This is a genomic window from Thermoactinomyces sp. CICC 10523, assembly GCF_016055105.1.
GTDB lineage: Bacteria > Bacillota > Bacilli > Thermoactinomycetales > Thermoactinomycetaceae > Thermoactinomyces_A > Thermoactinomyces_A daqus.
On sequence record NZ_JAECVX010000005.1, the window covers coordinates 20,595 to 39,004 of the forward strand.

General features: G+C 50.8%; 25 protein-coding genes. 20 read left to right on the forward strand and 5 right to left on the reverse strand.

All coding sequences use genetic code 11. From position 1 onward, the window contains the following. Nucleotides 1-340: 340 nt before the first annotated feature. Nucleotides 341-967 carry a YktB family protein gene (locus I8U19_RS07910; protein ID WP_033100211.1) on the reverse strand — a complete coding sequence of 209 codons (627 nt, stop codon included), beginning with the start codon at nt 965-967 and terminating at the stop codon, nt 341-343. A gap of 294 nt (nt 968-1,261) precedes the next feature. Here I8U19_RS07910 and I8U19_RS07915 point away from each other — a divergent pair, with 294 nt between their 5' ends. The 7 genes from I8U19_RS07915 to I8U19_RS07945 all read left to right on the forward strand — a co-directional run bounded on the left by I8U19_RS07915 (nt 1,262) and on the right by I8U19_RS07945 (nt 5,850). After that, entirely contained in the window at nt 1,262-1,453 is a 192-nt protein-coding gene (locus I8U19_RS07915) for a hypothetical protein (protein ID WP_033100212.1), read from the forward strand. Between the two features lie 129 nt (nt 1,454-1,582). Beyond that, nucleotides 1,583-3,073, forward strand: a complete 1,491-nt coding sequence (locus I8U19_RS07920) for a leucyl aminopeptidase (protein WP_198055636.1) — start codon at nt 1,583-1,585, stop codon at nt 3,071-3,073. Nucleotides 3,074-3,209: 136 nt separating this feature from the next. Continuing rightward, nucleotides 3,210-3,521, forward strand: a complete 312-nt coding sequence (locus I8U19_RS07925) for an iron-sulfur cluster biosynthesis family protein (RefSeq protein WP_198055637.1) — start codon at nt 3,210-3,212, stop codon at nt 3,519-3,521. 12 nt (nt 3,522-3,533) lie between these two features. Next, the gene (locus I8U19_RS07930) at nt 3,534-4,262 is read left to right on the forward strand and encodes a glycerophosphodiester phosphodiesterase (RefSeq protein ID WP_232337239.1); all 729 of its coding nucleotides are present in this window, start codon (nt 3,534-3,536) and stop codon (nt 4,260-4,262) included. A 110-nt stretch (nt 4,263-4,372) separates the two neighbouring features. After that, nucleotides 4,373-5,206, forward strand: coding sequence for a deoxyribonuclease IV (locus I8U19_RS07935; protein ID WP_033100216.1), 834 nt, complete (start codon nt 4,373-4,375; stop codon nt 5,204-5,206). An 18-nt stretch (nt 5,207-5,224) separates the two neighbouring features. Beyond that, nucleotides 5,225-5,527, forward strand: coding sequence for a YlaH-like family protein (locus tag I8U19_RS07940; RefSeq protein ID WP_033100217.1), 303 nt, complete (start codon nt 5,225-5,227; stop codon nt 5,525-5,527). 38 nt (nt 5,528-5,565) lie between these two features. Beyond that, nucleotides 5,566-5,850, forward strand: a complete 285-nt coding sequence (locus I8U19_RS07945; protein WP_033100298.1) for a hypothetical protein — start codon at nt 5,566-5,568, stop codon at nt 5,848-5,850. On the opposite strand, the gene I8U19_RS07950 is transcribed toward I8U19_RS07945, so the two are convergent. Further along, the gene (locus I8U19_RS07950) at nt 5,840-6,007 is read right to left on the reverse strand and encodes a DUF2197 domain-containing protein (protein ID WP_081943748.1); all 168 of its coding nucleotides are present in this window, start codon (nt 6,005-6,007) and stop codon (nt 5,840-5,842) included. The two genes, I8U19_RS07945 and I8U19_RS07950, sit on opposite strands and share 11 nt — an antisense overlap. A gap of 143 nt (nt 6,008-6,150) precedes the next feature. Beyond that, on the reverse strand, nt 6,151-6,732 hold the full coding sequence (locus I8U19_RS07955; RefSeq protein ID WP_033100299.1) for a YhcN/YlaJ family sporulation lipoprotein: 582 nt from the start codon (nt 6,730-6,732) through the stop codon (nt 6,151-6,153). Between the two features lie 137 nt (nt 6,733-6,869). On the opposite strand from I8U19_RS07955, the gene I8U19_RS07960 reads away from it, so the two are divergent. From I8U19_RS07960 to fabV, 8 genes are all read left to right on the forward strand, one after another. Continuing rightward, nucleotides 6,870-7,505, forward strand: coding sequence for an MBL fold metallo-hydrolase (locus I8U19_RS07960; protein WP_198055639.1), 636 nt, complete (start codon nt 6,870-6,872; stop codon nt 7,503-7,505). Nucleotides 7,506-7,588: 83 nt separating this feature from the next. Next, entirely contained in the window at nt 7,589-8,155 is a 567-nt protein-coding gene (locus I8U19_RS07965; RefSeq protein WP_033100219.1) for a TlpA family protein disulfide reductase, read from the forward strand. A 30-nt stretch (nt 8,156-8,185) separates the two neighbouring features. Beyond that, entirely contained in the window at nt 8,186-8,896 is a 711-nt protein-coding gene (locus tag I8U19_RS07970) for a cytochrome c biogenesis CcdA family protein (RefSeq protein ID WP_033100220.1), read from the forward strand. A gap of 80 nt (nt 8,897-8,976) precedes the next feature. Next, nucleotides 8,977-9,510: a thiol-disulfide oxidoreductase ResA gene (resA, locus tag I8U19_RS07975; RefSeq protein ID WP_033100221.1), complete on the forward strand. Its 534-nt coding sequence runs from the start codon at nt 8,977-8,979 to the stop codon at nt 9,508-9,510. Nucleotides 9,511-9,527: 17 nt separating this feature from the next. Beyond that, nucleotides 9,528-9,851 carry a rhodanese-like domain-containing protein gene (locus tag I8U19_RS07980; protein ID WP_220184961.1) on the forward strand — a complete coding sequence of 108 codons (324 nt, stop codon included), beginning with the start codon at nt 9,528-9,530 and terminating at the stop codon, nt 9,849-9,851. 11 nt (nt 9,852-9,862) lie between these two features. Beyond that, entirely contained in the window at nt 9,863-10,807 is a 945-nt protein-coding gene (gene cysK, locus I8U19_RS07985; RefSeq protein ID WP_033100300.1) for a cysteine synthase A, read from the forward strand. Continuing rightward, complete coding sequence (locus tag I8U19_RS07990) at nt 10,807-11,913, forward strand: class I SAM-dependent methyltransferase (protein WP_198055640.1); 1,107 nt, start codon at nt 10,807-10,809, stop codon at nt 11,911-11,913. The genes cysK and I8U19_RS07990 overlap by 1 nt, the downstream gene beginning before the upstream one ends. A gap of 23 nt (nt 11,914-11,936) precedes the next feature. Then, nucleotides 11,937-13,133, forward strand: coding sequence for an enoyl-ACP reductase FabV (gene fabV / locus I8U19_RS07995; RefSeq protein ID WP_198055641.1), 1,197 nt, complete (start codon nt 11,937-11,939; stop codon nt 13,131-13,133). Between the two features lie 181 nt (nt 13,134-13,314). Here fabV and I8U19_RS08000 read toward each other — a convergent pair whose 3' ends face one another. Next, nucleotides 13,315-13,542, reverse strand: coding sequence for a DUF2626 family protein (locus tag I8U19_RS08000; protein WP_033100225.1), 228 nt, complete (start codon nt 13,540-13,542; stop codon nt 13,315-13,317). 116 nt (nt 13,543-13,658) lie between these two features. Here I8U19_RS08000 and I8U19_RS08005 point away from each other — a divergent pair, with 116 nt between their 5' ends. After that, entirely contained in the window at nt 13,659-14,429 is a 771-nt protein-coding gene (locus I8U19_RS08005; RefSeq protein ID WP_052154057.1) for an enoyl-CoA hydratase/isomerase family protein, read from the forward strand. Between the two features lie 179 nt (nt 14,430-14,608). Then, complete coding sequence (locus tag I8U19_RS08010) at nt 14,609-15,220, forward strand: RsfA family transcriptional regulator (RefSeq protein ID WP_033100226.1); 612 nt, start codon at nt 14,609-14,611, stop codon at nt 15,218-15,220. Between the two features lie 54 nt (nt 15,221-15,274). Here the strand turns inward: I8U19_RS08010 and I8U19_RS08015 are convergent, their stop codons facing one another. Beyond that, nucleotides 15,275-15,748: an N-acetyltransferase gene (locus I8U19_RS08015; protein WP_033100227.1), complete on the reverse strand. Its 474-nt coding sequence runs from the start codon at nt 15,746-15,748 to the stop codon at nt 15,275-15,277. Nucleotides 15,749-15,918: 170 nt separating this feature from the next. Between I8U19_RS08015 and I8U19_RS08020 the strand changes: the two genes are divergently transcribed. The 3 genes from I8U19_RS08020 to I8U19_RS08030 are packed head-to-tail and all read left to right on the forward strand — an operon-like array spanning nt 15,919 to nt 18,400. Next, entirely contained in the window at nt 15,919-17,253 is a 1,335-nt protein-coding gene (locus I8U19_RS08020) for an acetyl-CoA carboxylase biotin carboxylase subunit (RefSeq protein WP_370589218.1), read from the forward strand. A gap of 10 nt (nt 17,254-17,263) precedes the next feature. Then, nucleotides 17,264-17,485: an acetyl-CoA carboxylase biotin carboxyl carrier protein subunit gene (locus tag I8U19_RS08025; RefSeq protein ID WP_033100228.1), complete on the forward strand. Its 222-nt coding sequence runs from the start codon at nt 17,264-17,266 to the stop codon at nt 17,483-17,485. 12 nt (nt 17,486-17,497) lie between these two features. Further along, nucleotides 17,498-18,400: a hydroxymethylglutaryl-CoA lyase gene (locus I8U19_RS08030; RefSeq protein ID WP_033100229.1), complete on the forward strand. Its 903-nt coding sequence runs from the start codon at nt 17,498-17,500 to the stop codon at nt 18,398-18,400. Nucleotides 18,401-18,410 lie beyond the last annotated feature (10 nt).

Sequence of the window (18,410 nt, forward strand, 5' to 3'; positions counted from 1 at the left end):
AAAATATTCATTTTTGAATGGTACAATCAATGAATAATAATACAATCGATTTGCATAATAAAAAACCTCCCGTTTTTGAGAGGTTTTGCATCTGCCGATGGACTTTGGACGAAGAGTTGGAGCTTTTCCGCAACGGCTTATGCGACAAAGAAGACAGGATCAAAGCGAAGCAGCAAGACCCGACGGACCGTGTTTTCCAGACTTCAACAAGCAGAAATCCTCCCATTTCTGAGAGGATTTCATCGGGGTGAACAAGTGTGACAAGCCGGGCCGGTCTTAACCCCCAAATCCCTGATTTTTGCGCAAACTTCCGCCGGGGTTTAGCGAAGATGAGGTGATTCTATGAAATGGACAGTTTATACAGGGGCTGCAAGGTTTCAAAAGTGGACTCCAGGATCTTCACCATTTCTTCTCCCGTTTTTTGCACGGCTTGTTCGCGTGGCAGAACCGTTCCGCACAAAAACTCGGCTTTTTTGACATTCTCAAGGCGATCGAGCATTTTCAGGGCGTCTTCTTCGCTGAGCTCCCGTTTTTGAATCACATCGGGCACGGTATGATCTTTGGAGAAGTAAAAGGAATCGGGGATCGCCGGCCAAATTTCCGCGAATTGTTCCTTGAAGTTTCGGGCAAACGCCGGCTTGCGGTCACATTCATAAATCAGGGCAAACCACATGAACAGGTGTGTGTCACGGATGCCCAACTGAAAGTGGGGAAGGGCTTTGTAGCCGCGTCTGCCGGTTGACCAGGCAACCCAGGTTTCCTCCGGCGGATTCACAGTTCTGCGCGCATGTTTGGCAATATGTACATAAACGGGTTCCCCGACCAGCGCTGCCAGGAAGGGAGCAATTCGATCGCCGAGCACCCCGAATTTTGGCTGGATATTTTGCCGGATTGCCTCCATGCGCGCCTCCAATCCGGCGATGTTGAACACCGTAAAATCTTTTTCGATAAATGGAGGGATTTTCACTTACATTCACCACCAGGCAAACAGATTTTGTACATATCTTACCACAGATAAGTACAAATCTATAAAAATATTATTTTAAATATTCAGTTTATCATTATAATCACCGTTTCCCTTTCGGTTTAAGAGGCGTAAATTATAGCAAGATCAAGGGTTGAATGCATTTTTTGATGAACTCTTTTCGACAGGTTTATTTCCTTCATTATGGGGCAAAGCTGTAGCCAAGCTAACGAAAATGGGGTTAGCAATTTGGGGCCCAAATCCCGATTTCTTACAATGAAGGGGTGCAGCGGAACCATGGAAGAGGTTATTCGGGCATATCGTTGTCGCACTGCGGAGGAACGCATTCAGGTGTTGAGAATGGAATTGGATTATGAATTGGCCAAACTCTATGAAGCGATGAAAGAGAAGAGCACACACAAAATTGACCAGTGTAAAGCACGGCTGAAAGAAATCCGAAGGGAAATGATGATCCTTGAAGTTTTATAAAACAATTTCGTCTATTTTATAGCAACAGGAGATAAATCAAATTTTGTCGAAAGTGTAACATGCTGAATTTTCGTTGGCGTGTTACACTTTTTTCATTTTTATCATTCCACGATTGGGGGAGGGCATCATATGGAGTGGAAATTGACGAGAGAACCGTTGGCTTCACTGGAAATGGATGCAATCATCGTCTTTCATGCAAATGAAGGAAAATCGGTTCAAGGGGTTGCCCGGGAAGTAGATGAGGCTCTCGGTTTTCGGATTTCCAACCTGATTGCTGCAGGAGAAATTTCGGGGGATTTCACCGAAGTTACGGACATGCACAATTGGGGAAAAATCCCCGCTGGACGGGTTTTTGTCGTTGGTCTGGGGGATGAGGGAAAACTGGAACTTCATTCCTTCAAAAATGCAGTGGCTACCGCTGCAAGAGCGGCAAAACATAAAAAAGTGAAAAGTCTGGGGATCGATTGTCCTTCCTTCATGATCGAGAGATATAACTCGGTTGACGTGATTCAGTCGATTGTGGAAGGGATTGAATTGGGAAGCTATCAGCATCATTCCTATAAATCTGAAGATAAAAGCGAAAGCTTGGAAGAGATTCGCGTCTTTGGAGATCAGGTAAAAGATTCGGCCTTTGCTGCGGGGGTTGAACGCGGTCGCATTTTTGCCCGGGCCACCAACTTTGCCCGCTATCTCGTGCATGAACCGGCCAACTTTATGACCCCGGAAGCATTGGCCGATCATGCACGGGCCATAGCGGAAAAAAGAGGGATTGAACTTGATATCCTGACCGAGGACCGGCTGCGGGAGTTGGGCATGAATGCGCTGTTATCCGTGGCTGAAGGCAGTGCAAACCGGCCGCGGATGATTGTCTTGTCCTATAAGGGGGCACCGGAGTCGGATGATGTAATCGGGCTGGTCGGCAAAGGAGTAACCTTTGACAGCGGAGGATTGCAGCTTAAACCCGGCAAAGGGATGGGCGAGATGAAAGATGATATGGGCGGAGCGGCAGCTGTACTGGCAGCGATGGATGCGATCGGCGAACTGCGCCCGCACAGCAATGTCATCGCTGTCATTCCGGCCTGCGAAAATATGACGGGCAGCAGAGCATTTCGTCCAGGAGATGTGATTCGCTCTTTTAGCGGGAAAACAATTGAAGTTCATCACACCGATGCGGAAGGGCGACTGATTTTGGCTGATGCCATTGCCTATGCCAAGCACCTTGGCGCAACACGACTGGTTGATATCGCCACGCTGACGGGCGGGGTTGTGGTTGCACTGGGGCATGTAGCGAGCGGCCTGATGAGCAACGATGCGCAGTGGGCCGAAGAAGTGAAAAAAGCGGCTCGCATCGCCGGGGAACGGGTCTGGGAACTTCCGATGTACGAAGAATACGAGCAATATGTGGATAGTGAGATTGCGGATGTGAAAAACGATGCCGGAAGCACGGCCAGCTGCATTCAAGGAGGTTTGTTTTTGCGCCGGTTTGCAGAGCCTGTTCCATGGGTGCACTTGGATATTGCGGGGACGGTTACCGCTCCGGAGGAAAAGGGGATTTTTGTCAAAGGAGCGACCGGAACCGGGGTTCGGACACTGATTCAACTTGCGATCTGCCAGGGATAATAAAGATCAGACATCAGGACTGGGCACGGAACCCTAACCGTCTCCAGTCTTTTTGTTTGAAAAAAAGGAAATCGTTATCCTTGGGGGATCCCGAATAAGTTAGATTGTATTTTGGAAAAGAAAGGAGAGCCAAACGTTGCGTATATTGGTAACAGATGAGGCTTATCAAACGCTCGTCGGCAAAAAGCCGGAACCGTCGGCCGTGCTCCGCATTGCGGCGATTACGGAGGGATGCGGTTGCAGCAATGATGCCATGTATGAGGTAAACTGGGATCTGCCGCAGGAGAATGACCGGCATTTTGAGATTGCGAAAGACTTGAGCGTGGTTATCGATCCGGGAAGTCAACTTTATTTTGAGCCTGAATTGATCATTGACTTTGACCCGGAACGGGGAACTTTTTCCCTGAAAAACAAAAGCGAGATTTTTATCCGGCAAATTTTTCTGTGAAGGAGGATCATGTTGCCACAGGTCGAGATTGTCGCACATCGCGGTTTTTCCGAAATTGCGCCGGAAAATACAATGGCTGCTTTCAAGAAGGCGCAGGCGGCGGGAGCTGACGGAATCGAACTCGATGTGCAATTGACGAAGGATGGGGAGGTTGTCGTCATTCATGATGAAACGGTGGACCGGACCACCAACGGTTCCGGATTGATCAAAGAGATGACCTGGGCACAGGTGCGGAAACTGGATGCTGGTCGCTGGTTTTCCGAGGCGTATGCCGGGGAGACGATCCCGACTCTGCGGCAGGTATTGGAATGGGTGGCCGGGACTTCACTTCGGGTCAATATTGAATTGAAAAACAACCGCTTCGCCTACCGCGGACTGGAAGAAAAAGTGGTGAAGGAGATTGAGCGAACCGGTTTGGAGAGGAGGGTGGTTTTATCTTCCTTTAATCCTCTGAGCCTGCGTCATCTGGCTGCCTACCGTCCGGCGATGGAGAGGGCTCTTCTCTATGAACACAAAATGCCTGCTCCTTGGATTTATGCCAAGTTGATCGGGGTTAGCTCCATTCACCCGCACTTTTCCGTGATCACGCCGGCCATCGTTGAGCGTTGCCGGGCAAAGGGGATCGCTGTTCGCCCATACACGGTGGATGATGAGGGGATGATGGAGGAATTGATTGAAGCGGGAGTGGAGGCGATCATTACCAATGTCCCCGATCGATTGTTTTGGATTTTGAACGGTTGACGAAGCCGCCGCTGAAGTTGCCAGTCCGGGCGGGGGATGCTAAAATGAAGCTGATGGACAGCGCCTGAACCAGAGGGGGCGCTTTTTGTCTTTAACAGGAGGAACCATTTATGAAAATCGGATGTCATATCAGCGTCTCAAAAGGATTTTTTAACGCCGCCAAGCGGGCAGATGAGCTGGGAGCGAAATCATTTCAAGTCTTTACGAAGAATCCCCGCGGCTTAAAGCCGAAAAAGTTAAATGTAGTTGATGCGGACCGCGGGCGGGAATACTGCGAGGAGCAGGGAATTACCCTCGTGGCCCATACGCCGTATATTACCAATTTGTCCACCCCCAAAGAGGATTTGCAGGAAGTGACGATTCGCTCCATCAAGGAGGATCTTCGGATTGCGGAAGCTTTCGGGGCGGTTGGAGCGGTTGTCCATTGCGGAAAGCATGTGGGTGAAGGAGAAGAATTTGGCCGTGAGCGCATGGTCGAGACGTTAAATTTGATTTTGCGCGACTATGACGGGCCGACGAAACTGCTTCTGGAAAACACGGCTGGGCAAGGCAGCGAGTTGGGACTGACCATCCGCGAACTGACCGAGATTCGCAACCGGACGGACGAGCCGGAAAAGATCGGATTTTGTTTTGATACCTGCCATGCGTTTGCCGCCGGGATTTGGAATCACGATACGTTTGCAGAATTAGTCAAAGAGATGGAAGAGACCGGTTACCTGGAACATTTGACGGCGATTCACTTCAATGACAGCAAGGTTCCGTTTAACAGCCGGAAGGATCGCCATGAGAAGATCGGAAAAGGGGAAATCGGTGCTGATGCGCTGGCATTGTTCCTGAAAGCGCCGCAATTTGAAGGTCTTCCGGTCGTGCTGGAAACGCCGGTTGACGATGAATCGGAATATGGGGACGAGATTCGCTATCTTCACCAGTTGAAAAATTCATGAGAAAGTGAGAGATGCGAAATGGCTGCCGATGTGAACACCTGGCTTCACTCGCTCCCGCCGCTGGCGGCCTATCTGATCATACTGGCGCTTACGGCGATTATCTACAAAACGGCGTTTGCCGTCAGGCTTCCCGTTTTGAAATCGGTGCTGGTCTATGTTTGTCTGGCGGTGGGGTGCGGCTTACTGACGCTCTTTCACTATATGGACTTTCCGATGATCCCGGCTTTGGCGGTAACCGTGATCCTGATCGCCGTGACAAGGCTGAGATTGTACGCGGTTCGCAAGCAAAATGAAAGAGCGAAGACGGAAAAGATGCATTGAAAATGCCTTCAGGAGCAGAAAAGGGGTGGAGAAATTCCATGCAGCTGAAAGACGCGCTTTTTAATTGGTTGCAGATTCAAATTGTTTGGGAAGCGAGACCGAGTGACCGGTCTGCCCGGGATACCGCCTATTTTTTTGAGGAGATGCTGCGGGAAGACCATCAGGTGACCAACCTGGAGAAAACGGCGGAAAAAGACCGCTATGTCGTACAATACGAGCTGGATGGTCAGGTACATACCGAGTCGTTTGCGCGGGAAGCGGCGGAACAACTGATCAAGGATATCATGGCTGAACCAAAGTACAATCAAACGTTTACTGATTGATGTTCATCTTTTTTTCCTGCCGTTCAAGTGTTTTCTGTTTGATGCGTTCATGGCAGTCAGGGCAAATCTGAATCAGGTGCGGATGTTTTTTGATTTTCTTCTCCGTCCATTTGTCCGGTTTGAAACTCTGTTCACACAGGATACAAATCACTCTCATTCCGTATCTTCCTTCTTTTATTTTGTCCCTTTTTAAATGATCCAACAGTAAGTATACTACAACCGTTTTGGCATGGCACTGTTTTAACTTAACGAAAAAGCAAACAACGGAGTGAATTCGTTGTTTGCTTTTTCTTGATCGGCTTATCTGGCCGGTGCTTGTCTGCTCTGATTGAGGCGTTCCTGGTTCATCTTGTTTGGCGCCTGTTCGGTTCTTTCCGTTTCGCGGGAAGGTTGGGGTGCAATCCGGTTGGCGATTTCCGCCAGTTCATTCATCAGACCGCCGACCGGATGCCCTTGGCGAATGTGCTCACTCAACTCCCGAATGCGCTGGGTTAAAGCCGGGTCCGCGGTAACGAGTGCATTTGCTCCCAACGGATCCTCCTTGAGCGCTTGGGCAACCGTATATTTAATCGTGCCGACACGGCCGCGATCAAGTGTCGGGTCAAGCGCGATCCCCACCAAAGTGTATTTTCCCATCACAACTGCCGAAGCGCTTTTGACATTGGGAACCTGCATTGCCAGCTGTGCAAGCCGGTCCGCTTTCGCCTGCGGGGATTGATCCCGTTTCGGTTCGGGAGCGGTTTGCTTGACTTCAACGGTTTGCGGGATTTTTTTGCCCGACGGCGGAGCGGATTGATTCGCTGGCGGCTTGTTTTCCTGCTGACAACCGGTTAGGACGAGTAAAGCAGCAAGCAGGCCGATCCATTTCAGCTTCCAAGTCATCCGTTTTTCTTCCTTTCCGTTTTCATTTGTTCCTATTTTGTCCTGTTCCCCGGGCGGGCATGTACTCACTTTGAAGTCATTCCCCGTTCGGTGTAGAATGGGGGTTGAGGATCAGGACACTTTGGAGGTACATAAGAATGAAAATTGAAACGTTTGTGCTCGGACCGGCCATGACGAATGCTTATCTCATGTTTGATGAGGAGTCAAAAGAGGGATTGGTGGTTGATCCCGGCATGGGGCCGGATTCCTTGCTTCGGCGCATTGGAGAATTGGGAATTGCCGTGAAAGCGATTTTATTAACCCATGCCCATTTTGACCATATCGGCGGGGTGGAAGAATTGCGTTCGCTGACCAAGGCGCCTGTTTATTTGCACCGCGCAGAAGCTGATTGGATGACGGAACCGCAAAAAAATGGATCCGGGCTGTTTCCGGGAATTCCCGCGATCGTCTGCGCTCCGGCGGAACACCTTCTTGACGGTGGGGAAACGCTTTCGCTGCTCGGAGAAACTTTTCGCGTATTGCATACACCGGGGCATTCGCCGGGCAGTGTCACGTACGTATGGGGTACCACCATTTTCAGCGGCGATGTGTTGTTTAAAAACTCGATCGGCCGTACCGATTTGCCGGGGGGAAGCTATGAAACTCTGATGCACAGTATTTCCGAAAAGTTGATGGATCTGCCGGAGGAGACGAGAGTCCTGTGCGGGCATGGGCCGGAGACGACCATCGGGCGTGAACAGATGCACAATCCTTATGTAACCGGATTGTTGTAAGAGGGTTATCCATCGCAAAAAAGTTAAATACTTGTGAAAAGGAGCGATTTCGTTCCATGATGTAATGAAGGAGCGTTTGTTGCATGAAATGGAGAAATGTGGTTGTTTTGTTGCTGATCGTCGTTGCGGTGGCCGGTACATTCTGGTTTTATTCGGCGAAAGGACAAGATGAGGCGGCCCTGCAAGTGGTTCATTGTCAGGGGGAGCCGCAGCCGGAAGAGGGATATTGCGCCCCGAACTTCAAACTGGCCACCCTCGATGGCCGGAGCGTTGAGTTGGCGCAAAACGGGGGCAAGCCGACGGTGGTGAACTTTTGGACGACGTGGTGCGGATATTGCAAGCAAGAGATGCCCTATTTTCAAAAAGCGTTCAATAGTTACAAAGACCGCGTCAACTTCATTATGGTCAATTTGACGGCGATGGAGCGGAAGCCGGAAGAGGTTTCCTCCTTTGTAAAACAAAATCACTTCACGTTTCCTGTTGCCATGGACCCTGCTAAAAATGGACAGACGGTGGGAATTGATCAGTATCATCTCTTCGGAGTGCCGGCTACTTTCATTGTGGGAAAAGACGGGAAAATCCTGCACAAATTTGTAGGCGGGATGAAGGAACAGGCGCTGTTTTCCATGATTGACGAACTGGCCAAATAAATGACCGCCGACAAAAGGGGAGAGAGTTCTGTGGAGCATATCAGCTGGTGGATCGCATTTGGAGCGGGGGTGCTTTCTTTTATTTCGCCTTGCACTCTGCCGCTTTACCCATCTTATCTATCCTACATCACCGGTGTATCAGTGGCTCAGCTCAAAGATGAAAAACGAAGCAGGACCATAACCAGGACCGTTGTGTTTCACACACTTTTTTTTATATTGGGATTTTCCGTCATTTTCTATGCGTTGGGGTTTGGGGCCAGTCTGCTCGGAACGCTGTTCAGCCAGTATAAGGATCTGATTCGCATGCTGGGCGCCGTTTTGATCGTGGCCATGGGCTTGTTTGTGCTCGGTGTCTTTCAGCCGGCTTTTTTGCTGAAGGAGTATAAGTTGCAGACAACGAAAAAACGGGTCAGCTTTTTGGGATCGGTTTTGGTGGGGATGGGTTTTGCCGCCGGCTGGACGCCTTGTGTCGGTCCGATTCTCGCCTCGATTATTATGATGACCGCGCTTCATCCTGAAGTGAAATTGGCCTATTTGACTGCTTATACGCTGGGGTTTGCCATCCCGTTTTTTGTGATGGCGTTTTTTGTGGGGAGATTTCGCTGGATTTTGAAGTATTCGGCGGGAGTGATGAAAGTCGGGGGAGGATTGATGGTGCTGTTTGGCATTCTCCTCTATACGGATCAGATGTCCGCTTTGGCCAGCTGGTTGACAAGCATCACCGGATTTACCGGGTTCTGAGCGGTGTTCCCCGCCCCGGTGACCAAAACAGACAAAATCGATAATTTTTGTTACAATTTTGGGTGAAGACGGGTGAGATTATGAACAAAAAGACGCGATATTGGGTCCGCCGCGTGTTATTTCTCTTCATGGTCGCTTTGGTGGGAATCGCCTTATACCAGGCGATGAACCAGGATCAGGCCGACAAGCCGGAAGCAGGGGAGAAAGCGCCCGATTTTCAGCTGGAAACCCTGGACGGGAAACAGATGAAACTGAGCGATTTGAAGGGAAAAGCGGTTTTGCTCAATTTCTGGGGGTCCTGGTGTGATCCCTGCCGAAAAGAAATGCCTGTCTTGGAGCAAGCTTACGAAGAGTATAAAAACCGGGGCTTTACGGTTGTCGGCGTGAACATCGCGGAGACGAATGTAACTGCCTCCGCCTTCGCCCGTCAATACGGGCTGACGTTTCCCGTCCTGATGGACCATGACCGGGATGTGGTGGATTTGTACAAAGTCGGTCCCATTCCCACTTCTCTTTTGATCGACCCTGAGGGTAAAATTACAAAAAGGGTCGAAGGTCCGCTCATCCATGGACAATTGGAATTATATATTAACTCGGTTTTGCCGGGGCATTAGACTGGGAGGATGATATCATGGAACATTATAAAGATATTGAAGCGGGCGAATTCAGCCAGGTGGATGAATCGGAACGAAAAAAATACGTTTTGGTTGATGTGAGAACAAGTGAAGAGTATGAGGAGGGGCACATTCCCGGAGCGATCCACATTCCGCACGACGAGATGGAAGAGCGGTTCGCGGAATTGAATCCGCACAAAGATGAGAAGATTTTGCTCATCTGCCGGAGCGGGCGCCGCAGTGTCATCGCTGCCCATGTTCTACATAGCAAGGGGTTTTCGCAGCTTTATAACTTAAAGGGAGGAATGCTGGAATGGACGGGTCCCGTAACGAAGGAGTAACAGGCAAAACCATGCCTTTTGCCCGGACGGCCGATCAGGTTCTGGACTTGATCGGCGCTACTCCGGTCGTTCGCTTAAACCGGCTGGTGAAGCCCGACTGGGCAGAAGTCTATGTGAAGTTGGAAAAATTTAATCCCGGCGGCAGTGTGAAGGACCGCACGGCATACAATATGATTCGTGCCGCCGAAGAGAGCGGCCGGCTCAAGCCGGGGGCGACGATCGTGGAACCGACGAGCGGAAATACGGGGATCGGACTGGCATTGGTCGGGGCGGCCCGCGGTTACCGGACGATTCTGGTCATGCCGGATACGATGAGCAGTGAGCGGATCGGTCTGTTAAAGGGATATGGGGCCGAAGTGGTTTTAACCCCCGGACATTTAAGGATGCCCGGCGCGATTCGCAAGGCAGAAGAGCTGGCCAAAGAAATTCCCAATTCCTTTTTGCCTTACCAGTTCCAAAATGAAGCCAACCCGGAAGTGCATCGCCTGACGACCGGACCGGAGATTTGGGAGCAGATGGAGGGACGGCTCGATGCGTTTGTCGCAACGGCCGGAACCGGCGGAACGATTACCGGGACAGGGGAATATCTGAAGCAAAAACTGCCGAATTTGTTCATCGGCGTGGTCGAACCGAAAAACTCTCCCGTACTGGCGGGTGGTGAACCAGGACCGCACCAAATTCCCGGAACGAGTCCCGGTTTTATTCCACCGGTTTTAAATCAGGATATCTATGATGAAATCTTTCATGTTTCCGATGAAGAAGCCATCGAAACCACACGCAATCTGGCCCGCAAAGAAGCCATTTTGGTGGGCCCGTCTTCCGGTGCTTCGGTTTGGGCGGCACTCAAAGTGGCAGAACGCCTGGGGAAAGGAAAACGCGTACTCTGCATGGCGCCGGATACCGGTGAGCGTTATCTGAGCACTTCCGTCTTCGACTTTTCGGAACAGGAGTCATGATGGAAAATCCGCTTTTGGCAGAAATCCTCAAACAGATTGAAGAGAGCCCGGAGGGGAGAATTCCGTTTGCGCAATATATGGAGTTGGCCCTCTATCATCCCGAATGGGGTTATTATCAGCGTGATCGAGTAAAACTGGGACGTGAAGGCGATTTTTTTACCAATGCCCATGTGGGAGAGCTGTACGGGCTGGTGCTGGGACGGCTTTATGCGAAGTGGATCCGGCGATTCGCTTCGGTTGGCGAATGGGCCGTAGTGGAGATGGGCGCGGGCGATGGCCGTCTGGCCGAACAGGTGGGAAAAGGGCTCTGCGATGCAGGCATTCCGCCGGAACAGATCCGCTTTCATCTGGTGGAAATAAGCCCGTTTCACCGGCAATCAGCCCGTGAACGTCTCGCTGCTTTGCCGGTTTCCTACTGCATTCACAGGCGATTGCCGGAAATTCCGCCCGTAAAAGTGGCTTTTATTTATAGCAATGAACTGGTTGACGCCTTCCCTGTTCATCGGATAAAAAAAGATGGGGGGCTGCTCCTGGAATCATGGGTGTCAAAAGGAGAAGATCGGAAACTGGCGGAAAAGTGGATTCCGCTTGGAACGGATTCCGCGGATCTGTTAAAATTGGGGAGCGATCTTCGCGACGGTGAGATGCTGGAGGTTCCGCTGGCAGCCCGCGGATGGCTGCAGGAAGTGGCCCGCTGGCTGAACGAGGGGATTTTGGTCACAATCGATTACGGTGCGTCCACCCGGGTTCTGAAACAAAAAAAGGGAACGCTCCGGGGTTACCGCAAGCATCGGGTGATTCCGGACATCCTGGAAACTCCCGGAGAAATCGATCTTACCTGTGATGTGAACTTTTCCCTGCTGGAGGAATGGGGGGAGTCGGAAGGGTTGATGATGGTCGCCAATCTTACGCAAGCCGAATTCCTGCTCCAAAGCGGAATCGCCGGGTTGTTGCCTGCGGCGGTGCCAACTGACCCTTTCAGCCCGGAGGCCAAACGGGTTCGGGCGATCAAACAACTCATCCATCCCCAGGCGATGGGAGAATCTTTCCGCATCCTGATTCAGTCTAAAGGATTAGAGATCAACCGTGGCCAAAATCTTTTTTAATCACGAGTGAAAGAGGTTGAAAGATGGTTATTAAGCCGAAATTTCGCGGATTTATTTGTACGACTTCGCATCCGGAAGGGTGTGCCAGGCAGGTTGCCAGGCAGATCGAATATACCAAAAGCCAACCGAAAATCAATGGGCCGAAAAAAGTGCTCGTAATCGGTTCTTCCACCGGCTACGGGCTGGCTTCCCGAATTGTGTCCGCTTTCGGGGCGGGTGCCGATACGATCGGCGTTTTCTTTGAACGGCCGAGCTCCGGTAACCGCACCGCGACCGCAGGCTGGTATAACTCCGCCGCATTTGAGAAAGAGGCGGCCAAAGCCGGTTTGTTTGCCAAAAGCATCAATGGCGATGCCTTTTCCAAGGAAATCAAGGAGCAAACGATCGACCTGATCAAAAAAGACTTGGGGCAGGTGGATTTGGTTATTTACAGCCTGGCTGCTCCCAAACGGGTTCATCCGGAAACGGGAGAGGTTTTCTCTTCCGTGATCAAGCCGATCGGGCAATCTTACACCAACAAAACGGTCGATTTTCACAGCGGACAAGTGTCGGAAACCACCATTGAGCCGGCGACTGAAGAAGAGATCCGCCATACCGTTGCCGTCATGGGCGGGGAAGATTGGAAAATGTGGATCGATGCATTGCTGAAAGCCGGCGTACTGGCTGAAGGAGCAACAACGGTCGCCTTCTCTTACATCGGTCCGGAAATCACCTATCCGGTATATCGCGAAGGAACGGTGGGACGGGCAAAAGATGATCTGGAAAAGACGGCGCATGATCTGGATGCCCAACTGAAGCAAATCGGCGGACATGCCTACGTTTCCGTCAACAAGGCCCTTGTCACGCAATCAAGCGCCGCAATTCCTGTTGTACCGCTTTACATATCGCTCCTTTATCAGGTGATGAAAGAAAAAGGCTTGCATGAGGGTTGCATCGAACAAATGTACCGGCTGTTTGCCGATCGTCTTTATGCCGGAGGAGAAGTGCCGGTCGACGGGCAGGGAAGAATTCGCATCGATGATCTGGAAATGAAGGAAGATGTGCAAAAAGAAGTGCTCAACCGATGGGATCGTGTTAATAACGAGACGCTGCGGGAGATTTCCGACATCGAGGGTTACCGCCGGGATTTCTTCCAGTTGTTCGGCTTTGAAACAGAAGGCATCGATTACGAGGCCGATGTCGATCCGGATGTGAAGATTCCAAGCATAGAGGAAAAATAAGGAAATGAAGAGAGCCAGTTTGATTCGACTGGCTCTTTTTTGCAAATGAAAACGGCAGGCAATCGCCGGAACCCGGAGAGAAGAAAATCGGATCAAACCCGGAGGGGCATGAGGGCACTGGCATGGCATCATGGACTTTTACAGAAAAATAGCTCCCGCAGTGAATGGGAGCCGTGAAGCATTAATGCATCATAAATGTCGAATACCATACCATCCCGCAAAAAGAGACAAACATGTACCCGCCGAACAGATACATGTAAGTTTTTTCTGTAAACTTCATGTAGCCAAAAGCAATAAACAGAATCGTTTGCACAATAAAGAGGATGGCGGGAATGTACATTTGCCCTGCCAGGAACATCAGCGAGATGACAAGCGTCCAAAATCCCAGGACCCGAAACATTTGATCCATCTGCCCTACTCCTTTCTATGTATTTCCTTCAAGGCAATCCCATTTCACCGAGATTTCAAAATTATTATACCCTCAGCGGCGATTCGCTATCAAGCAATGCGGAAAGGATGTTCATAATGCAGACACTTGTTGTTCACAAACAGAAGCAAACCGGTTGGATTCGCTTTCATCGGCCTGATGTCCGCAATGCGGTGAACCTTGCCATGATCGGTGAATTGGAAAGCGTTATCAGGGAATGGAAAAACGACCGGAACCTGAAGGCGATCGTATTTTTGGGAGATGAGAGAGCTTTTGTCTCCGGAGGCGATGTGTCCGAGTTTCACCAGTGGACCAAGAAGGAAGAGATTTTTCCCGTCATGCGCCGCATGGGAGCACTGCTGGAAGAGATTGCGCGGCTTGAGCTGGTGACGGTGGCGGCCGTGGAAGGGTTTGCCGTCGGAGGAGGGTGTGAAATTGTGGTCAGCTGTGATTTTTGTCTGGCTTCCCCCAAAGCGAAGTTCGGCATGATTCAGGTGAATCTGGGAATCACGACCGGTTGGGGCGGCGCCGGCCGTTTAATGCGGAAGATCGGTCGAACCCGGGCATTGGACTGCCTGTTAACCGGACGGATCTTAAGCGGAGAGGAAGCGAAGGAATGGGGGATCGTCGATGCGCTGCTGCCGGAGGATGGATTCAGAAGCCATGTGGAAAGCTATGTCGAGAAGTTGACGAAAGCGCCTGTTTCCGTCATTCGGGCGTATAAGCAGGTGGCTGACAAGATAGAGAGAGAACGGGAACAAGGCACATATGAATTGGAGGCAGAGCATTGCGCCGTCTGCTGGGAATCCGATGAACATCGACTGGCGGTAGAATCCTTTCTGAACCGAACCAGAGCAAAAAAAGAATAATCCGTGGCGAAGAAAAACGGCCGGGAAAACCATGTCATCGTGCGTGAAAGGTCAGGTATACTTCCACTTCCAGCTGGTAATAAAAATTAATAGATCCATATACTATGATTTATATCATTTGCATACAGTTAAGTGAAGGAAGTTTTGCGAGTCCTTGCAGGAGGATAGGAGGTACCGTTATGGCTGTAAAGCGCCAAGATGCCTGGACGCCTGAAGATGACATGGTGTTGGCCGAGGTGACCCTCAGGCATATTCGCGAAGGAGGAACACAACTTTCCGCTTTTGAAGAAGTAGCGGAAAAGTTGGGCAGAACTCCGGCTGCCTGTGGTTTTCGTTGGAACAGTACAGTGAGAAAAAAGTATGAGGCTGCAATTCAGATTGCCAAGTCCCAACGGCAAAAAAGATCCCAGGAAAGGGGGCGATCGGCCTCGCTGCGGATGAAAAGCGGTGCGCTTGCCGGGGAGGATCTGGCTTACTCCATTGAAAATATCATTCGCTTCTTAAGGCAGTATAAAAATGAAGTGACCGAACTGAAACGGCAGCAAAAACAATTGGAAAAAGAGCTGGAGGAACGGGAGCGGCAACTGAAAAAACTGGAACAGGAAAACATGGAAATGAAAGACCAGCTCAACCATGTGCAAAGCGATTATCGCCTTGTCAACGATGACTACCGCACCCTGGTACAAATTATGGAGCGGGCCCGTCGCATGGCGTTGCTCGGTGAGGAAAATGATGAAGAAGGGAAGTTCCAATCGGAAGAGAGCGACAATCTGCAGCATGTGGATAAATAGCCGGATAAAGAAAGACCCGCATTAAAAGGCGCATGTGGGTCTTTTTTAATCGGTTTATTCTTTCAGGCCTACCCCGGGCGGAAGCCACACATACGGGCTTTCCCCGCGATCGCGCTCAGGGTTGTAGCGAACGGGTTGGAAACCCATTTTTCTCCAAAATGAATCAGAACGGTTGCGGGCATTGGTTTTAATCGGCAAGAACAAGCTTTTTGCGTAACTGACGAGCGCATGTCCAAGTCCTTGCCCGCGGTATTGCGGCAACACTTCCAGTTTCCAAATTTCATAATAGTCCTGGCTGGGATGAAAATACCAGTCATATTTGGCGCTGACCCGATATAAGCTGATGCGGGCGGCCAGCTGACCGTCGCGGTAAATGCCGTAGAAAGGGGACTGACTGTTATTTTCTACGATGTTGGCTTCCAGATCTTCCAGCATGGAAAGCTCAGGGAGTCCGTATTCGTTGAATTTTTGGAACTCCTCCAAGGTTTTGTAATTGATCTTCAACTGCTCGACTTTCAAGGGTTCCATGCTTTTTCCCCCTTTGATACCAAGAGTTTTACCAGAGTCAACTTTATTTTAGCATAAATGGCCGAATGATTTGGGAAGGACAAAAATTATTTATTGTCGAACATTATGATGAATAGGATTTTATATCTTTATCATTTAACTTTATGCTGGGAATGAGGTGGGCTATGTCAATCCGAAAAGTGTTAGTCGCCAATCGCGGAGAGATCGCCTGTCGGATTATGCGCACATGCCGGGAACGAGGGGTGAAGACCGTCGCGGTTTTCTCCGATGCGGATCGGGATCTGCCCTTTGTGAAGATGGCTGATGAAGCCGTTCCGATCGGCCCGCCGCCGGTCGCACAGAGTTATTTGAAGGTGGAGGCCATTTTGCAGGCGGCAGAAAAGACCGAGGCGGACAGCATTCATCCCGGTTACGGCTTTTTATCGGAAAATGCCTCCTTTGCCGAGCAGGTGCTGAAAGCAGGACTGACCTGGATTGGGCCGAAGCCGTTCACCATTGCGCAGATGGGAGATAAAGTGACGGCCAGACAAACGATGATCGAGGCAGGGGTTCCGGTGGTTCCCGGCAGCGGTGCTTTATCCTCTGCGGAAGAAGCGGTTCGACTGGCGCGGGAATGGGGCTATCCTGTCATGATCAAGGCGAGCGCCGGCGGGGGCGGAATCGGTATGCATGTTTGCCGGGGAGAAGAAGAGCTGCGTTCTGTCTTTTCATCAGTCAAACAAAAGGCGCAGGCTTATTTTGGCGACGGGAAGCTGTTCCTGGAAAAATGGCTTCCGCGGGCCCGCCACGTCGAGGTGCAGATCGCCGCCGATGCGTTTGGCAATATACTCCACCTCTATGAGCGGGAGTGTTCGGTTCAGCGGAGAAACCAGAAAGTGATCGAGGAGAGCCGTTCACCGTCCATCAGGGAGGAAACGAGACAAAAGCTGTACGATGCGGCGATTCGGGCCGCCAAAGCTGTCAACTATCTGGGATTGGGAACGGTTGAATTTATCCTCGATGAGTCCGAGCAGTTTTATTTCCTGGAAATGAACACGCGGTTGCAGGTGGAGCACCCGGTAACGGAAGCGATCACCGGCTTTGACCTGGTCGCTTGGCAGCTCGACGTGGCCGAAGGGAAACCGTTTAAGTTAAAACAGGAGGAGATTCCGCTTCAGGGACATGCGATCGAGTTCCGCCTTTATGCCGAAGACCCCGTGCGCTTTTATCCTTCGCCGGGCAAGCTGAACGCGTTTCAATTTCCCGCGGGGGACGGCATCCGCGTCGATGCGGGGGTGGAAGAAGGGAATACCGTTTCCCCGTTTTATGATCCGATGATTGCCAAATGTATTGTAAGCGGTTGCAACCGGATGGAGGTGCTTCAGCGAAGCCGGTTTGCCCTTGAGCGTTTTCGGGTTGAAGGCATCAGAACCAATCTCCCCCTTTTGCTGCGCATTTTGGAGCATCCTGATTTTGTGCGCGGCCATTATCATACTGGATTGATTGCGGATTTAAAAAATGAATGAGGTGAAGAGAATGGCAGAGGTTACTGCGAGCATGGCAGGTACTGTTTTATCCGTGTTGGTGGCACCGGGGGATCGCGTTGAAGCCGGCCAGGATGTAGTGATTTTGGAATCGATGAAAATGGAGGTGCCCGTGCAGGCGGAACAGGGAGGAATCGTGAGCGAAGTCAAGGTGGAAGAGGGTTCTTTTGTCGGAGACGGAGAAGTTCTGCTCGTGCTGAGCGTGGAAAGCTAGAGGTGGCTTTCAATGGAGGTAAAAATTGTTGAAGTCGGCTTGCGTGACGGATTGCAAAATGAAGCGGTGATCTTGCCGACCGATGCGAAAAAAATTCTTGTCAAGAAACTAATTGCCGCAGGGGTGAGGGATATTGAGGTCACCTCGTTTGTTCACCCCAAGTGGGTGCCGCAGCTTGCCGATGCGGAACAACTGGCCAGTGAACTCCCTTCCAATGCGGCTGTTGTCTATCGAGCGCTCGTTCCAAATCGCCAGGGGCTGGCGCGCGCGCTGGAGACAAAAGTGGATGAATTTGCCGTTTTCATGTCAGCCAGCGAGGCACATAACCGCAAAAATATCAACAAGAGCATTGCAGAAACCTACCCGGTTCTGGAAGAAGTGACCAAATTGGCCAAACAACAAGGGAAGAAAGTTCGCGGCTATGTTTCCACCGTGTTTGGATGCCCATATGAAGGAGATGTGGACATATCGCAAGTGGCAAAAATATGCGAACGGTTGTTTGCGATGGGGGTTTATGAAATCTCTTTGGGCGACACGATTGGTGTGGCCACCCCCAATGATGTGAAAAAAGTTCTCAAGGCACTGCTGAGCCAGTTTCCGGCCGAAACGCTCGCCGGCCATTTTCATGATACAAGAGGAACGGGGCTGGTCAATGCCTATGTGGCTCTGGAATTGGGCATCACCACATTGGACACTTCCTTCGGGGGAATGGGGGGCTGCCCTTATGCTCCGGGTGCTGCAGGCAATCTGGCGACCGAAGACTTGGTTTATACATTGGAGCGAATGGGCGTCAAAACAGGCATCGACCTGGAGCGATTGTGTGATGTGAGCCTGACCGCCCAGCGGATTCTTGGGAAAGCGCTTCCTTCCAAGGTGCTGAAAAGCTATGTGGGAAGCAAAAAACGAAAAAGTTAGGAGGAGAAGG

Bases quoted from the DNA above. Each gene is read 5' to 3' on its own strand.
- I8U19_RS07915 (WP_033100212.1), top strand. From the start codon at position 1,262: ATGGAAGAGGTTATTCGGGCATATCGTTGTCGCACTGCGGAGGAACGC.
- I8U19_RS07920 (WP_198055636.1), top strand. From the start codon at position 1,583: ATGGAGTGGAAATTGACGAGAGAACCGTTGGCTTCACTGGAAATGGAT.
- I8U19_RS07935 (WP_033100216.1), top strand. From the start codon at position 4,373: ATGAAAATCGGATGTCATATCAGCGTCTCAAAAGGATTTTTTAACGCC.
- I8U19_RS07940 (WP_033100217.1), top strand. From the start codon at position 5,225: ATGGCTGCCGATGTGAACACCTGGCTTCACTCGCTCCCGCCGCTGGCG.
- I8U19_RS07945 (WP_033100298.1), top strand. From the start codon at position 5,566: ATGCAGCTGAAAGACGCGCTTTTTAATTGGTTGCAGATTCAAATTGTT.
- I8U19_RS07950 (WP_081943748.1), bottom strand. From the start codon at position 6,007: ATGAGAGTGATTTGTATCCTGTGTGAACAGAGTTTCAAACCGGACAAA.
- I8U19_RS07955 (WP_033100299.1), bottom strand. From the start codon at position 6,732: ATGACTTGGAAGCTGAAATGGATCGGCCTGCTTGCTGCTTTACTCGTC.
- I8U19_RS07960 (WP_198055639.1), top strand. From the start codon at position 6,870: ATGAAAATTGAAACGTTTGTGCTCGGACCGGCCATGACGAATGCTTAT.
- I8U19_RS07965 (WP_033100219.1), top strand. From the start codon at position 7,589: ATGAAATGGAGAAATGTGGTTGTTTTGTTGCTGATCGTCGTTGCGGTG.
- resA (WP_033100221.1), top strand. From the start codon at position 8,977: ATGAACAAAAAGACGCGATATTGGGTCCGCCGCGTGTTATTTCTCTTC.
- I8U19_RS07980 (WP_220184961.1), top strand. From the start codon at position 9,528: ATGGAACATTATAAAGATATTGAAGCGGGCGAATTCAGCCAGGTGGAT.
- cysK (WP_033100300.1), top strand. From the start codon at position 9,863: ATGCCTTTTGCCCGGACGGCCGATCAGGTTCTGGACTTGATCGGCGCT.
- I8U19_RS07990 (WP_198055640.1), top strand. From the start codon at position 10,807: ATGGAAAATCCGCTTTTGGCAGAAATCCTCAAACAGATTGAAGAGAGC.
- fabV (WP_198055641.1), top strand. From the start codon at position 11,937: ATGGTTATTAAGCCGAAATTTCGCGGATTTATTTGTACGACTTCGCAT.
- I8U19_RS08000 (WP_033100225.1), bottom strand. From the start codon at position 13,542: ATGGATCAAATGTTTCGGGTCCTGGGATTTTGGACGCTTGTCATCTCG.
- I8U19_RS08005 (WP_052154057.1), top strand. From the start codon at position 13,659: ATGCAGACACTTGTTGTTCACAAACAGAAGCAAACCGGTTGGATTCGC.
- I8U19_RS08010 (WP_033100226.1), top strand. From the start codon at position 14,609: ATGGCTGTAAAGCGCCAAGATGCCTGGACGCCTGAAGATGACATGGTG.
- I8U19_RS08015 (WP_033100227.1), bottom strand. From the start codon at position 15,748: ATGGAACCCTTGAAAGTCGAGCAGTTGAAGATCAATTACAAAACCTTG.
- I8U19_RS08025 (WP_033100228.1), top strand. From the start codon at position 17,264: ATGGCAGAGGTTACTGCGAGCATGGCAGGTACTGTTTTATCCGTGTTG.
- I8U19_RS08030 (WP_033100229.1), top strand. From the start codon at position 17,498: ATGGAGGTAAAAATTGTTGAAGTCGGCTTGCGTGACGGATTGCAAAAT.